The following is a 15,351-nucleotide window of genomic DNA, read 5'->3' as shown; positions in this document are numbered from 1 at the left end:
GCAAATAGAAAAAGAACTTATTGATTTTAAAAATGCTCAAGAAAGGATCGGCTTTATCAAAGAACAAATATAGCCATCGAGCTTTTGGATAGGGGCGCGGTCGCGGTTTGGAGAACCCTCGAAAAAGCTATCGGAATAGGCCTTCAGGCCGAAACTCCCGTCTTTAGACCGAGGCAGCTCCACGACGAAGCCTAGTCATGCGGTATCCAATCCGCGAATATCAGAGTGCTCTACCGTCGTTATTGCAGACCCCGCCTCTATCCAAACGCTCGATGAAAATTATTGGCCCAAGTTTTTTGGGTATGGATAGGTTTTTCTCTTGACAAGTGTTCAACCATATCAGTTTAATGATAATCTGTAACTTCAACATCTTTCGGGCCATTCTCAGCCCATATGAAACAAATGCGGTATTGATTGTTTACGATTTCATCAAAATTACTCCAGAGCCTTTTTCATCAGTGCGTTCTCAATTCGCTTTATTACCTTACCGTCACAGGGAAGGTCCTGCATGGCCTTTCTGAGTCCGTGCAAGTTGGCACTTAATTTTGACATAGAAGCGCGAATCCCCCCTTGTTTAACGCCAAACTGGCCAAGCAAGCCGTTGATGAAATCGAGGCTTTCGGCGCTGGCCGGATCGCCAAGTCGGTAAAAGGCATTTCGGTGGCGCCGGGCAACTGTGTAATGGTAGGTCTGAGAATGGTGTGTCCGGTAGAGTTCCGCTCCCAAACCATTATAAACCACATTATCCCATTTTTCTGTGCGTTCAATATGAACCGGATTTTCCCCCAAACACGTTGGTGATATATGTTCTAATGCAAGGATGAAAAAGCCGGCCATACTGGTGCTCATGGAGGCCTTTTCCATTTTGGTTTGCATGTATTGTTTTATATCGCTGCCCTGCGCTTTACCTCCGCTTAAAAGCGCCATCATGTCATAGATGCCGCTGTTGTGCATGGGTTGCATCATTTTGCACAAGGGTATGGCAAATGCACGATCTTCTCGGGCAATGGTTTTCCAGTCTTGGTGGTAAAGGGCGTTCAGGTAGACGGCTCCGGGGTGGTCGGGTTTGAACGGCTCGGGACCGGGAGGAACAGGGGCTGAAGCCGTGTAACGCTTTGTTTCCAGGGCTGCGATCTGTTTTGTTTTGGCTGCAGTGATATCCTTAAAAGCACCAGACCGCTGGCTATCCATGGGCAGACTTAAATCCGAAGCGATGTTTTGGATCTCGGATTTTTGTTTAAGTTCTACAATCTCTTTTTTCAGCTCAGGGGATAACTTTCTGAACAGCTCATCGCGTCGAACCCAAAATGTTTGATCAAAGTGCCGGGCGGCATTGGTGTCCGGAAACAGGGACAATATCGTTCCATTTTGTTCATACCATTGTTTGCCTGCAATCAGTGCATTCCTGGGATTTCCCATGTCACGAGCAGCCCCAGGGAATGTTTGGTCAATATGCCGGGAAAGCGCCATTGAGGTTTTTTCTTGATAGTACATCATCACCTTCTGCCCTGCAGGATATTTCATCTTTTTCCAATTTTTCTGCTGGGGCAGGTGGCTGAGCTTGGTAAACGCATCGATGCCGTCAATATTGTCTGCAAGTAAGTCGATCTGAGCGATCTGTTCTTTTTCGATGGTCACATTATATGCAGATGCAATGGCATCATTTGCGTTCTTCGTTTCCATTGGCCAAAGCGCTTTAAACAATATATCCCCCCTGTCTCCAAGAACCTCTATGTCCTCTGAATGGCTATATCCATTCAGGGTGGTAAGCGTCCTTTGAGACCACAGACCGACGATATCCAAGGCCTCTCCTGCCATGGCTGCACTCACATAGTTGATTTGAGACCCTTCGTCGGCCAAGGCTGTTGCAACGGTGGGCAGATTTCCGCTACGGGAGAATGCATTGTTGTTCCCGGAACAATGCTGCCGCAGATCAACACCAAGTTGGCGGCGTTCTTTCGCGTCCATGGAAAGCAATGTCGCCTGAAAGTGCTTTTCAAAGACAGACGGACGGAACAGATTGGCCAGTTGTCCCAAGTTCCTGAATTTAGAATTTGGGGCCCCGTTTTTTTCCAGTTCATCAGCCCAGGCCGCAACATGCTCCGGGCACTGACCCGAATCACCGGCAACGGATAGTGGTGCTGCCTGATTCCGACCTAGTGCCATGGCTGATTTCTGCTGACGCTGCAGGCTCTTAAGCTCCTTTGCCAGCATCATCATATTCGTAAAATCCTTGTCATTGGAAGCCTTGACAAGCTGCTTCTGTAATTCCATTATTTTTTGATTCACATCTGCCAGTTCCGGGTTTGTCATCCTGAGCTGATCGAGCTGTTGTTTCCGCAATTTCTGGGCCTGTTCCAGTATGACTGCCTGTTGTGCGCTGTTTTCTTTCCGATAGACATCCCTGAGTTCTTTGATTTTTGCCTTGAGCAATTTTTGCTGTTCCTTGTCCCCAGCGCTACGGGCTTGCCTGAGCTCGCTTTTTACCTGCTGAATCTGAGATCGAATCGCATCGAGCTGGGTTTGTCCTGCAGCGACCTGAATACCGGTCCGCTCCATATCACGGCGTAATCGTTCGGCGTCTTCGCTTGATGTAGCAAACGGTGACAGGGATTCGGGCAGCTCTGTACCCGCGGTCAATAAAACCGGCAGGACGAGGTTGCCTGATCTTCCGCTGGAAAAAACCAGGGCCATTCTGTTCTTATCCTGGCTTAAAACGCCGTAAACGATGGGGCGGTTGCGGCGTAAAATATATTGGAGTTTTACCATATTGCCGGCAGGATAAAATTCTCCTGTGACAGGGACGGTCTGGGGCTCAGGAGCTCTTCTCATCGTGACCATGGCAGGCTCAACCCTGACAGAACCGGACAGAGACCAGCCGGTCATAGACGGTTCGGATAAAGCCGTCTTTCCATCAGGCCAGGCAATCGTCTCAATATTCAGCGTGATACGGTTAAACTGCTGCCCCTCCTGCTGAAGCCCTGTCCACGTTCCAATAAAATCGGTTTTAGGCGGCATGGCAAAAGAAGAAGCCGTAAACACCATCACGAAACTCAATACTATGGAAACCAACAATTTTTTAATCATATTGAAGTCCTTTAACGATAATCTGGTGAACCGAGGGGCAAAACAGTTAACGATAACAAAACAGTTTGAGCGGTCTTTTTCATCGGTATGTGCTCAATGCTAAAAAAGTGGTTATAACCCCAGCTTCACCGGCCGGGCGGGGTTGATAAGACAAAAATTAATAAAATTCCCGATCCTAAGACTTCCGAATGTCCAACCCGGGTTTGTTCGCTTTTGGCTATCCGCCCCCGGTACCTTGTCTGTTGCCTCACTTTTCTTATACAGGCGATAAGGCTGAAACTACCTTACCGCCACAGGTGTTTTACCCCAACGGACGGTATCCACCTAACCGTTTTCACAAGGAAACATCCGGACCTCCCCAGTTCCCGAGCTACCCCTTTGAGAACATGCCCTGGCCGCAGACCCCGGTGGTGACTCGCACGCTCGCCGTATCGCTTGCGAGTCTGCTGCCTTCCCTCGGCTTTCATCGGGTCGGCTTTCATCCCGCTGACGGGATTTATCCTCACGGACCACAACGATACATTTTTCGGGGCTCAATACAGAGCCTGCAATCTCGCTCCATCCAGCTTCAGACTTCCGTTACCGGTTTTGCCTGTGGATTTCGCTAATGAGCTGTTGGCTAAACTTTACTCATGTGGGACTTGCACCCACTGGGTAACAATATCGAATTTCATCCTCCTTTGTGGTGGAATCCCAACGATTCGAATTTATCTGGGCACGAGCAAGCGGTGGTTGGGGCAACCTCATTAATTATGCAGCTTCAACCTTTGACAACTGTCACGTGATTGTTTACAATTTGTTTATGATAAAAACATTTGCCGATAAGGAAACCCAAAAATTATTCACTACTGGCAAATCAAAACGTGTTCCTTCGGATTTATTACGAAGGGCAATACGGCGTTTAGAATTTATCCATTTTGCAAATGACATAAATGACCTTTTGGTGCCCCCCAGCAACAGGCTCCATGCGCTAAAAGGAGATAGAAAAGGGCAATATTCCATATCGATAAATGACCAGTGGCGAATATGTTTCGGTTTCATTGAAGGCGATGCCTACGATGTTGAGATAACCGATTACCATTAAGGACTGAAATGATGGCTATTCCTAATACAACAAAGCGAGAAATCAGGCCGACTCATCCCGGTGAAATGCTCAGAGAGGATTTCATGCCGGACTATAATCTTAACACGACCTCAGTGGCAAAGGCTTTAGGCGTATCACGCCAAACAATAAATGAAATTCTAAGAGAACGACGAGCTATCAGTCCTGCTATGGCGCTCAGATTATCGCGTCTTTTTGGCAATTCACCCGAATTCTGGCTGAATGTTCAGCATTCATGGGATCTTTGGGATTCAGCACAGCGGTATAGTAAAGAACTTTCACAAATCAAACCGTTGAATGCCGCATGACATTATTACTGGCTGTAGCTTGCCTGATTTCATTAGCCCTCTCACGGTAGGAACGTCGGTTACCCAGCGTCCCCCGCACAGACGTCGGGTAGAAATACGGCGCGCGCAGTCTTAGGCAGAGAGTTTCCGACATGCACCCTTTCGGTTGCGCAGCGGGTTCCTATTTCCACCATAACCCACGTTTCCGTAAGCCCCCCTCTCATCCCGGACGGTCGGTTTCCCGGTTCTTCGGTTGGACTCGCTTCCGCGCGGATCTTCACAGTTACCCGTTACAAGATCCAATTGCTATTCCCCGCAGTGAGGTTGGCTCGTGTTATCCAGCCCTACATGTCCGGCACGAGTTTCCTTTGCGGGTTGCATCCTTCCGTCAGGTCCTTTCCCTTGCATGTATCACTGACACATGCGTGTGGCTGGCTTTCCCAACCTCTGAGTACTATGCCTGATAAGACACCCCAATGGCATATAGCCGCCTTGCGACGACCCACCTGGAGCGTAATTACGCCAGGAGCGCAATGGGGCTTCCCGAGTTCTACGATGCATCTCTTCCTGCATGCCACGCCGGCGGACCTCCACATCCTCGCCAAAACGGATGCTTCTGTGTTGCCTTCGGCGCACGTTAAAACCCCCCGGCGTCCGCAATTTGCATTTCGAAGCTGTACCAGCACTTCAGGGAGCGCGGTCTCCCCGCAGCCTGCCCTGGACCCGATCCGGGGGCCTACAGGATTCTCTGCCTACGCTTAGCCCATCTTGTTCGATACCCTACTCCATTGATCGTTCAGTGGGGTGAGACCATCCGCGAATGGCTCCGGTTCCCCGGGTCGCGGCTCGTTTCCAGCCAATATATCGGCGTCCAGCACTTACAATGAGTAGAAAGTATCTCCGCCATGGACCCAAGGCTCGATACGGGTGGGTGGCTAACCCTTACAGAAAGCCATTACTGACCTTCCTCCCGACAGGGACTTTCACCCTGCAAGATGCACCGAGCTTTCCTCGGCGCGATAACGCCTGTTTAACCCGCGTTTTTCAGAACGTATAGAGCGAAGCGAACGGAGCGGCGAAAAACGTCGGGTTGAAACATTTGTTAGCCTAATTTTTATCTAAGAAACCAGATAGTTATTTACAAATCTTTGCTTTTAATTACCGATAATAATCTATCTTTAGTTTCTCTCTCTAACGATACGGAAGATAAATTCTCGATTATTCCTTTTGGAACATCACTAAATTCATCAATGAAATAATTATGACTTTTTGAAATTTTTTGGAGAGCTCTTAATGTCGAATTGGAAACAGAAAACGTATAATAGGTAGTCGTGACCTCTCCATTGTGAGTAATATACTCAACAAGATAGTACTCTCCTTTTACAAACCATTTGAGGCGTAATTCTATATATTTTTGAATATCTTGCGAAAGCTGATCGCTAAATTTCATAGGATGAGCGCTTTCATAATCTATAATAGCATCGTCATCCATATTTTTTTCATGACGCAAGTTCCATTCCCATTTATTTCTTTCTGACAATGCTTTTTCAGCTATATTTCGATATTGTTCTTGATTCGTATGATTAAACTCATTGAAGAATACTGTAGTTTCGTCCCATGATGAATTTGGATTTAAAAAAAATTCCGATATATTAATTTTTGCTCTATTCATCATGAAGCTGTCTATTTCTTTTTTTAAATAATATTTTGCAGGAAATAGTACTCCGTTTTCTATTTTATTTTTTAAACACACAAAAATTCGTATTTTTTCAATCTCTCCAGATTTGTCACCCATATTTTTTATTGTTATTTGTTTCGTTATGCCGATATTGCCATAGGAATGGCCGATATGTATTTGGGGATTACGCCCAATCTCAATTTTAGCTTTTTCAAAATATGTATATATTGGTGGAAATTGTGACAAGACAACAGCAGAAGCAGCTATTGCTATTGATATTACAGATAAATAAAATTCTTTATTTTTATTAGTCATCTCATGCTTCCTGTACAAAGGCAACGGGGAGCTCAGCCGACCGGGGCATACAGCCGAGCAGGTTGTAAAAGCTGATATGGTTGAACACTTGTCAAGAGAAAAACCTATCCATACCCAAAAAACTTGGGCCAATAATTTTCATCGAGCGTTTGGATAGAGGCGGGGTCTGCAATAACGACGGTAGAGCACTCTGATATTCGCGGGTTGGATACCGCCTGACTAGGCTTCGTCGTGGAGCTGCCTCGGTCTAAAGACGGGAGTTTCGGCCTGAAGGCCTATTCCGATAGCTTTTTCGAGGGTTCTCCAAACCGCGACCGCGCCCCTATCCAAAAGCTCGATGGCTATATTTGTTCTTTGATAAAGCCGATCCTTTCTTGAGCATTTTTAAAATCAATAAGTTCTTTTTCTATTTGCATCATCGATTATAGAGAAGTACTTATCCAGCTTCTTGAGCCGGAGCAACAGTCGCGCTTCTCTCGCCGTCGCTAATTCCCACCCAGCGTGGAAAGTCAGGGCTGTCAAGGCTGCGACCTTAGGGAGCACCCTTTAGGGCTTGGCCTTGATAGGCCTGGGTTTCCACGCTATAACAAATCATCTTTCAGCGGCCACGATTGGAACAGCCCGGGCAATGGCCCAGATGAAACCGGCCAACTCGCGTGCAATCGCGGTGATGACCACGTTATGGTTTTTGCCCTTTGCAATCAACCTGCGGTAGCGGTGGCATAGTCGTAGCTGTGCATTCCAGGCAATATCCAAAACATCGTCCGGCAAGCCTTCCTGGCGTTTACGGATCGCCTTACTTTTCCGGGCCGGCATACGATAGGCCTGAGCCGATTCGATCAACGTCCTGCGGGCATGGGTATTGCCGGTTTTGGTAATGGGGCCTTTTTTGATGGTGCCACCGCTTGAATGCTCCGATGGGATCAGACCCAAATAGGCCATCAGCTGTGCCGGCGTATCGAAACGGCTCAGATCCCCCAGTTCAGCGACGACGGTCACCGCGCTGAGCAAAGAAATCCCCCTGAGCGCTTGCAGAGCCTCGATAACCGGAAGCAATCGACTGGTTTGGCAACATTGCTCAATCGCTTTTTCGATGCGCTTAACGCGGGCCTCATGGTCTCCCATGGCGTCCAGGTATTCGGTAAGGGCAATGTGCTGGGCCGGATGCGGCATCTTCAGATCCGCCAGCCAATTTAAATGCGCTTTACTCCATTTGCTTTTACCTGGATAATTGATCCCTTGTCGCAATAAAAAGGCATTGATCTGTTGTTTGACTTTGCGGAGCGATATTTGGATGTCTTTTCGTGCACGTACCAGGTCACGAAGTGCTTCATCGGCCTGATCGGGGACATACACCGGCGTCAGTTCTCCGGAACGGTGGAGCGTCGCCAGGTGGGTTGCATCTCGGCGATCGTTTTTAACCCGATCACCGGTTTTTTTGGGGATCAGCGCCGGAGCAACGACAACGCAATCGATTCCCTTGCTTGTTAAATGCCTGTAGATTGGATATCCGCATGGACCTGCTTCATAAACACAATGCAATTCGGCGTTTTGTGAAATCAGTTTTCGCATGACGTTATCAATCTGCCCCAGGTCGTTGCTGATTTTTCCATACACTCGAACGTTTCCGTCACGTCCTTCATCGGCGATAGCAATGGTAATCGAATCTTTGTGGACATCCAAACCAACATACTTTACAATCTTTTTCACGGCCTGCCTCCTTGATTTTGGCTCTGTAGTTAGGGTTGTTAACGAACGCTTACTATAACCCACGTTTTCAAGGTTTGGCAGGCCTTTTTATTGCCGCGGTGGCTAACGTTCAACCATATTGTCTAAGTTTTCTCAAAAACCAATCACTTTCAAAAGGCCGCTATCACCCCGGTTCGGCCTGCAGCGTTTTGTTTGGCTTTCACCCTATTTATGTTTACAGGAAAGAGCGGGGATAATTTTTCCTCTATTAGTATCGTTTAGTTCAGTCGCTCTTGACCTCATAATGTCCATGATTGATATTATTGTATCTTGGTTACTTTCACATGAAGCTACTAACTCACCTATTTTTCTTTCAATCAGTTGCTCTTCTATAGAATCAATTTTATATTTTGATATATTTTTACCTTCTTCGCTGTCTTCGATTGAGAACCAAAAATCAAGGAAACTAGATAATGCTGTGTTGTTAGAGTCAAGTGTATTATTGGTAGAACTTAATATGTCAATTTCTTTATTAATTTTATCTGCATTTCTTAATTCTGCGACACCGCCTGCTAAATTTTTCAAAGCATCCTCAGGAAGAGCAGTTTTGAAAATTGCTGGAGATGTATCTGATAATTCGCTAACGAGTTCTTTATATATCATTTGTTGAGTATCATTTTTTAAAGAAGATATAGCTTTATTTACTTCTATAACAATGTATGTATTTTCACTGTAATAACACTCGGATGGCAGTTCTTCATCTGTGCAATTACATGAAACTTTATTATCGCCTCCATTTGTGTTAAGAGTATCAATCTCTTTATTTTTATATACAATACGACCAGTTTTGGGATTTATTACTAAATCAGCCCAATTTGTTACTTTTTTTCGATTGCCTTCTCGTATAAATGCATAATTGCCAGTTAATAAAATTCCTGTATCGAGATTTAAATCTCCTCCAACTGGTTTTAGTTCTAGAGTATAGTGAAAAATCCTGTCTTCTTGTTGGTCTGTAATAAGGCTGCCCGCCAACTTAGATAATGCCCCCGCAATAGGTGATGCGGGAGGATAAAATGTTGTGCCTAACTCAGCAAGATTTGTCACAAGTTGTTTTAGTTGATCTCCTGGCTGATCAAATTCCACGACATAAAGATCAATGATAAAATTATTTCCATTGTATTTAAGTGGGCCATATATTGTACTCAAGTTAGATAAATTTAAATATTGACCTTCCCAAACATCATCAGAGAAAAAGACAACGCGAGCATTTTCTAATCCTTTCGGTCCAAAATTTAAGCTACTATTACCTTGTTCAAATGCGTTGACTACAATTGCTATTTCACCATTTGCTGGTTCAAAACGGGCAATTCTTAACGGGGAAGGCCATTCAGTAAAATCTTCAATATATGCTTGTTTTATTGATACTACTAATGCTTTACCTTCTTTGATTTGAGATGCTGTAACTTCATTTGGTTTAATATATTTTACCAGCTTATTGTCGATAGTATTGTAATACCTAAAATCTGTAGCTCCTTCATTTGAGATTGCACAAGCCGAAATTGAGGCGAATGCTAAACATAGACTTAAAAAGTTTTTCATTTGAGTTTTCATTTAACCTCCTTGCTTGATTGATCGGGTAGCCGGGGGATGTTGCCATCCCCAAGCCCCCTCAGAACCGTACGTGACAGTTTCCCGTCATACGGCTCAAGCATTCCGAAAGGCCAGCCTTTGTGAGACTACCCGCCGGGGTTAATAAAACGACTCCGACTTCGCGATACTTACTGACAGCCACAATGCCATAAGCTCGAAGGCGCATCAGCTGTCCATAAGGACGCCGTCATTTGCTTTCCTTCATGAATGCGGTTCTCCCGGTTTTCACGCGATGGAACACCTGCAGGACGTCAGCTCCCTTTCGGGCCGGGACAGGGTCGAACCCGTATCCGGTCCATTACAGACCGGCATTCGCTTTTTCCTGCTTCTTACGCCCGCATCCCCAACAGCGTGCCTTGCGGTTTCGCCTGCCGGAGACATCACGGCGGAGATACGGGGTTTCCACGTTCCACACAATTGCCAATTTGCGAGTGACTTAGGTTTGCCTTCTACACCGGCGGCACAACATCCCCGTATGGGCAGTTAGGAAACCCATAACCTGACCGCGATACCGTTTGGTCCAAGCCTGCCAGCCTCTTTGGCTTGTTCTCGTTGACGATGCTTGACGGCATTCACATTAAATTAACCATATCACTCCGACCCTAGCCCTTACCCGGATGAGGCTTCCAGGAAGGTATCCACCTCACGGTTTCCACCCCTCCCGTAAACGCGGGATTTGGTACATTGTCGAAAAGGGCTCCATACCAACTGCACAGCGCGCAGCAAGCATGCCTCCTAGGGTACCAGCAGGGGAATGCTGGGATTGGTCAAGGCACCGTGACGGCCTTGCCAATCAGCCAATTGTGCGACATCGTGTCGCACCCGAACGGGAAGCTGAGGGGCCAGGCTTTTAACCCCTAAAAGCTCCAATAAAAGGTTAAATTTTCCTGAACCAGGCACTCCCGAAAGGTCGCTCTGTAAGCCTGGTCCCTCTCCAGCGTTTTGTTATCCTTTATTTTTCCATGGATTCACTATTGTAACATTGGTTGCAGCAAAATCTTTTTCGTTTCTTGTTACGACAATTAAATTGTGTGTTTGGGCCACAGCTGCGATCAAACTGTCAACGGAGGCGACAGGAGTACCGTTATTCTCAGCTTTTCCCTGGATACTTCCCCAACTCTCTGCAACAGCTAAATCAACAGGGTAGATTCTTTCCTCGTAATTTTCCAATAATGTATTAAGCCAATCTGTAAGCCGATGTTTCTTTTTTGAGTCCGGAAGTTTGGTAATACCTTTTCGTATCTCTCCAATGGTTATGACAGATAAGAATAGTCTTTCATTCGGTGTATGGCTTATCCAATTTATGACGTTTCCATTTGGAGTTGCTTTGACCAATTCTGATATCACACAAGTGTCTAATAAATAATTCAAAATTCCACATCCCTCGGATAATCTTTTTGTCTTTCAAATTCAAAACCATCATCCATTTTGGGGCAATTTAAAAGGAACTCTTTCAGTGTTGGTTTAGGGGTGGTTATTTTTTGATATTCTTTAACGGATAAGACAACTACGGCTTCCCGGCCTCTACGCGTTACATACTGAGGCCCCATTTTCAAAGCATTTTCGACAACCTGACTGAATTTTGCCTTAGCGTCTTGTAATTTCCATGATGTATTCATGAAACCTCCTGTTGATCGTGTTGTTTGACACTAGTCAGTCTAGTCCAATTATAATGCTAAGTCAATTTTTTTTGTTGTTGCCTTGGTATTTTTTAGGAGGATATCGGCCGAGGTAAGGGGCCGGGAAATGGGCACTGCCCTGGGTTCAGAACACCCCGAGATTTCAGTAAATGATGACGCTCAAAAATGCCACCGCTTTTCCCGGTCCCGCTTAAGCGACTTGTTGGGGCACCGAGATTTCATGGAAGATGAAAACGAGGTGCTCGGTTTACGCCGGACAAGCCCGGCCCGAAAAGAATGAAGGGCGCAAATCGACGATGTCGAAACAGGCTTGCGAAAAAGCCGACAAACAAAAAGAACCCGCACATTCCAAGCAATGATATCAATTACAAATTCTGTGCATCCATTTCAAGCGGGAACAGAACCAAAAACTCGCAATAAAAAATTGAAATACAAAAACAAGAGCTGCCCTCTCGCGTTAGGAACGCCGGTTACCCAGCGCCCCCCGCACAGTCCCGGACGTGCGGTTTTCCCGCATCCGGTTCCTCGGTTGTACTCGCTTTCGCGTAAAGCATCCGCTTCAGGAAAACACCCGATGTCGCTTGGTCGATACTGGTAGCTTGGGTTTCGCAATCCCGAGGCGCTCAATAGCACTAAGGAAAACTTTCCAAGTAAAGCTCCTCCGCTTCCCACCTCGACGATTCAGCCACTTGAATGCACATTCGACCGCCCAACTGTAAAACTTCCACAACGACTTCGAGTTGCCGACCACGCTGTAATAATTGTAATGACCGTGCAATCGACGGTTTAGTGCCGTTATGAATTTTATCCCTTTCAAATGACGGTTGCGCTTAATCCAATCTTTGATGCGGCGGCAGGCACTTTGCAACTTCTTACGCGCAGTGCGCTGCATCACTCGGACTTCTCCATCTTGATCGTAGGTCCAGTACGTCTCAAAACCCAAAAAGACTATCCGCCTGCTTCGGCTCGGATGAAATCTGCTGAAGCGCATCATACCCGTCTTCTCCGGAGCTACCGATAGTCCGAACTTACCCAGCCGATCCGGTAGCATCTCGAAAAACCACTTTGCTTCCCCACGGTATTGAAAGGCACAGACGAAATCGTCTGCGTATCTGATTATCATGGCTGCACCTTTGCAGTGAGCCTTGACAACCTTTTCAAACCATAAGTCCAGCGCAAAGTGCAGGTAAACATTGGCTAAAACCGGTGAAACGATTCCGCCTTATGCGAAGTTCGCGATTATGCAAAGTAAATCGCTTAATGTACAATATTTCCAACACATGCACTGAATTTACTTTGCATAATATCACGACTACTTCAGATTTGAAAGCCATTCCAACAATGCAGCGTCTTTATTCCAATCGGGAAGATTGCTATCTACCAGAGTTGGATAGGCGTTTTCGATGGCCTGACGTTTCAATTCGGTATCACACTTTGCGTAAATTTCGGTGGTTTTGATATCCTCATGTCCGAGAAAATCCCTGATATAGATAAGGCTAACGCCAGCCTGCAGCAGGTGCATTGCTTTGCTGTGGCGAAACATATGTGGCGTCACTTTTTCCGGCATGCTTGCAGATATCTTTTTCGCCGAAACAACATACTGAGAGATGATGTAGGCAATGCCTTCCTTAGTGAGTTTGCTACGATGCTTGTTGACAAAAAGCGGATAGTCCTTTTTCCAATCTTTATCAAGGGAATGCTCCTGAAGGTAATGTTGAAGCAAGGTCAGAGTATTTTTCATTAGAGGAACTCTGCGCATCTTATTGCCTTTTCCAGTGAGGATAAGCAGTGCCGGATTGTCCACTACAACATCCCGTACCCTGAGATCGGCTAATTCCTGCACTCTGCATCCTGAATCATAAAGAACACTCAAAAGCGTCAGGTTTCGTCGGCCTTTCACGGTCATTTTATCCGGCTGTGACAGCAAAAATTTCATCGCCTCCGGTGTCAGATGTGGCGCCGACGGCTTGGAGGCCTTCTTGACCGGTATGGCAATGACCTTTTGGAAATGAAGGATTCCTGATGGTTCCTCGTATTGAGCATACCTGAAAAAGGAATGTATGGCTGCAAGCCTTTGGTTACGGGTTGCAGTGCTACATTTACGTTTCTTTTCAAGCCATTCGAGAAAATCAGCAATCATTACATGGGTCAGCATGCCCATGTTCAGCTTTTCGGCAGGTATATCCTTCTCTTCCTGACAGTAACGGAGTAGCAATTTAAAGGTATCACGGTAGGATGCTATCGTATTGTTACTGGCATTTTTCTGTCGAGGCAGATACACGGAAAGAAATCCAGTAAGGTGAGTTGCAAAATCAGTAGGTTTCATAGCCATTACCCTCCAGTCGAGGAATGATATCAGGATAACACCCTTCGAGTTTGATGGATATATCTGGAAAGATATCAGCTGTAAGTCTGAGGTAATAGGTTGTTTCCTCAAAGGAATCGTGTCCCATATATGTTTTCAGTACAGGAAGATATGCGGCAATGTCTTTCCCTTCCATCACCCATTTTTTCAGACACTGGCAGGCATATGTATGACGAAAATCGTGTACTCTCGGACCTTTTCCTCTTCCGCCATGAGAGATGCCGGCTCTCCACAGGAATCGCCTGAAATTGTGGTAAACATTTCCTACAGTCATTGGCTTTCCTTTAAGTCCTGGGAAAAACCAATCAGACCCCTTTGAAAGGTTATGCACATTTTCAGAGTAGTTCCGGCATCGACCGGTAAGCTCGTCTGACATGGCAACCAAACGGCTATTGTCTTTTTTTGAATGATGAATGCTCAGTATGCCTGCATCCGTATCCACATTTTCGACCTTCAGAAGTCTTGCTTCGGAAGACCGAAGGCCGCAGGCGTAAACTAGCCGGAAAAATACCGGCATGATGAGATGGCGATATGGACATTCACCGACGTAGCAGCATTGATCCGTCTGATGGAAGAATCGTTTCAGTTCATTTTCCGTATAGATGTGAGAAACATACTGCTGTCCCGCCGGGTAATATCCTTTTGGGAGGACGTATGCGCCAATTCCAATATTTTCCATATACACGGCAAGCTGCCGCAAGATAGAGGCTCTTGCACACTGATTGGCCTGTGCCTCATAGTTCCTTTTTGAGCACCACTCCAATACTATTTCCTTTGAAAGGATCGATGCTTCGGGATATTTTTCGAGCTGTGCGGACGATATCTTAAATGGTCAAGCCGCTAAGCTAAATTTTACTTCCTTATTTCTGAACCAATTGTGATATTCATCGTTAATTTTCAAAGTTGTGATGATAGCCAGATTGAGGGATCCTTTCTTCGCCCAACTCATTCCATTCTTCTTTTGGCGATTTGAAACAACGAGGTCGTTCATCTTTTCACCCACATTACTCGAGTTCCGAAGATTTAGCCGTTTGCGCATATCATAGTTGGGAATGGAGGATATATTCCGGCCCAAATAGTCAATGAGCTTTTGAATATGATTATCATCCTTAATTTCGGATGCCGGGATGTTTTCAAGATATGAGATGGCTTTGTTTGTAAGACCGTGCCATAATAACGGCATAACCGCGCGAAGCGTTTCATTTCTGAGCTTTCTGCCTTTCATCCCCATGCTCAATTCTTCTTTGAACTTCTTGCATAGATGAAACCAATCAAGAACAATTTGCATATTCTTGTGCCACCCAAATTGCTTGACGATGGCATCATTTAGCGCCTTATGGCCGTCGGTAAAAATCTGAAGACGTTTGCCGAATAGAGAATTCGACAAAAGAAATGCGATTAGCAACCACAAGCATGATTTGGTGCCATCAGCGGCCAATACGTATTTTAGGCCTCCATGTTCAATGTGGCATACGGTATCATGTACATATTTTCGCTTATGCTCCGTGACTTGTGGGCTTTCTCGTGTATCCTTTTGC

General features: G+C 45.8%; 12 protein-coding genes. 2 read left to right on the top strand and 10 right to left on the bottom strand.

Annotated elements, in window-relative coordinates:
* Positions 1 to 435 precede the first annotated feature (435 nt).
* On the bottom strand, positions 436 to 3,087 hold the full coding sequence (locus tag GN112_RS32000) for a hypothetical protein (RefSeq protein ID WP_155313829.1): 2,652 nt from the start codon (positions 3,085 to 3,087) through the stop codon (positions 436 to 438).
* Between the two features lie 802 nt (positions 3,088 to 3,889).
* On the opposite strand from GN112_RS32000, the gene GN112_RS31995 reads away from it, so the two are divergent.
* Both GN112_RS31995 and GN112_RS31990 read left to right on the top strand, forming a co-directional pair.
* Positions 3,890 to 4,171 carry a type II toxin-antitoxin system RelE/ParE family toxin gene (locus GN112_RS31995; RefSeq protein WP_155314476.1) on the top strand — a complete coding sequence of 94 codons (282 nt, stop codon included), beginning with the start codon at positions 3,890 to 3,892 and terminating at the stop codon, positions 4,169 to 4,171.
* An 8-nt stretch (positions 4,172 to 4,179) separates the two neighbouring features.
* A complete protein-coding gene (locus tag GN112_RS31990; protein WP_231717193.1) occupies positions 4,180 to 4,497 on the top strand; it encodes a HigA family addiction module antitoxin in 318 nt (105 codons plus the stop codon).
* A gap of 1,117 nt (positions 4,498 to 5,614) precedes the next feature.
* Here GN112_RS31990 and GN112_RS31985 read toward each other — a convergent pair.
* The 9 genes from GN112_RS31985 to GN112_RS31945 form a co-directional block, all read right to left on the bottom strand.
* Positions 5,615 to 6,469 (bottom strand): hypothetical protein, encoded by an 855-nt coding sequence (locus GN112_RS31985; protein WP_155313828.1) that lies wholly within the window; start codon positions 6,467 to 6,469, stop codon positions 5,615 to 5,617.
* A gap of 591 nt (positions 6,470 to 7,060) precedes the next feature.
* On the bottom strand, positions 7,061 to 8,179 hold the full coding sequence (locus tag GN112_RS31980; RefSeq protein WP_155310575.1) for an IS110 family RNA-guided transposase: 1,119 nt from the start codon (positions 8,177 to 8,179) through the stop codon (positions 7,061 to 7,063).
* 204 nt (positions 8,180 to 8,383) lie between these two features.
* Positions 8,384 to 9,769: a hypothetical protein gene (locus tag GN112_RS31975; RefSeq protein WP_155313827.1), complete on the bottom strand. Its 1,386-nt coding sequence runs from the start codon at positions 9,767 to 9,769 to the stop codon at positions 8,384 to 8,386.
* 984 nt (positions 9,770 to 10,753) lie between these two features.
* Positions 10,754 to 11,179, bottom strand: a complete 426-nt coding sequence (locus tag GN112_RS31970; RefSeq protein WP_155313826.1) for a type II toxin-antitoxin system VapC family toxin — start codon at positions 11,177 to 11,179, stop codon at positions 10,754 to 10,756.
* The gene (locus GN112_RS31965) at positions 11,176 to 11,427 is read right to left on the bottom strand and encodes a type II toxin-antitoxin system Phd/YefM family antitoxin (RefSeq protein WP_155313825.1); all 252 of its coding nucleotides are present in this window, start codon (positions 11,425 to 11,427) and stop codon (positions 11,176 to 11,178) included. Before GN112_RS31965 ends, GN112_RS31970 begins: the two co-directional genes overlap by 4 nt.
* A gap of 580 nt (positions 11,428 to 12,007) precedes the next feature.
* Complete coding sequence (locus GN112_RS31960) at positions 12,008 to 12,664, bottom strand: reverse transcriptase domain-containing protein (RefSeq protein ID WP_155312888.1); 657 nt, start codon at positions 12,662 to 12,664, stop codon at positions 12,008 to 12,010.
* A 96-nt stretch (positions 12,665 to 12,760) separates the two neighbouring features.
* The gene (locus GN112_RS31955; RefSeq protein ID WP_155308523.1) at positions 12,761 to 13,774 is read right to left on the bottom strand and encodes a site-specific integrase; all 1,014 of its coding nucleotides are present in this window, start codon (positions 13,772 to 13,774) and stop codon (positions 12,761 to 12,763) included.
* Positions 13,761 to 14,576, bottom strand: coding sequence for a tyrosine-type recombinase/integrase (locus tag GN112_RS31950; RefSeq protein WP_231717192.1), 816 nt, complete (start codon positions 14,574 to 14,576; stop codon positions 13,761 to 13,763). The genes GN112_RS31955 and GN112_RS31950 overlap by 14 nt, the downstream gene beginning before the upstream one ends.
* Before the next feature lie 69 nt (positions 14,577 to 14,645).
* Complete coding sequence (locus GN112_RS31945) at positions 14,646 to 15,251, bottom strand: hypothetical protein (RefSeq protein WP_231717191.1); 606 nt, start codon at positions 15,249 to 15,251, stop codon at positions 14,646 to 14,648.
* Positions 15,252 to 15,351: the final 100 nt, after the last annotated feature.

Origin of the sequence: Desulfosarcina ovata subsp. ovata, assembly GCF_009689005.1 — a bacterium.
Classification (GTDB): Bacteria; Desulfobacterota; Desulfobacteria; order Desulfobacterales; family Desulfosarcinaceae; genus Desulfosarcina; species Desulfosarcina ovata.
The sequence above is the reverse complement of the archived record's forward strand: the minus strand, read 5'-3'. Positions and strand labels throughout refer to the sequence as shown.

Bases quoted from the DNA above. Each gene is read 5' to 3' on its own strand.
- GN112_RS32000 (WP_155313829.1), bottom strand. From the start codon at position 3,087: ATGATTAAAAAATTGTTGGTTTCCATAGTATTGAGTTTCGTGATGGTG.
- GN112_RS31995 (WP_155314476.1), top strand. From the start codon at position 3,890: ATGATAAAAACATTTGCCGATAAGGAAACCCAAAAATTATTCACTACT.
- GN112_RS31990 (WP_231717193.1), top strand. From the start codon at position 4,180: ATGATGGCTATTCCTAATACAACAAAGCGAGAAATCAGGCCGACTCAT.
- GN112_RS31985 (WP_155313828.1), bottom strand. From the start codon at position 6,469: ATGACTAATAAAAATAAAGAATTTTATTTATCTGTAATATCAATAGCA.
- GN112_RS31975 (WP_155313827.1), bottom strand. From the start codon at position 9,769: ATGAAAACTCAAATGAAAAACTTTTTAAGTCTATGTTTAGCATTCGCC.
- GN112_RS31965 (WP_155313825.1), bottom strand. From the start codon at position 11,427: ATGAATACATCATGGAAATTACAAGACGCTAAGGCAAAATTCAGTCAG.
- GN112_RS31955 (WP_155308523.1), bottom strand. From the start codon at position 13,774: ATGAAACCTACTGATTTTGCAACTCACCTTACTGGATTTCTTTCCGTG.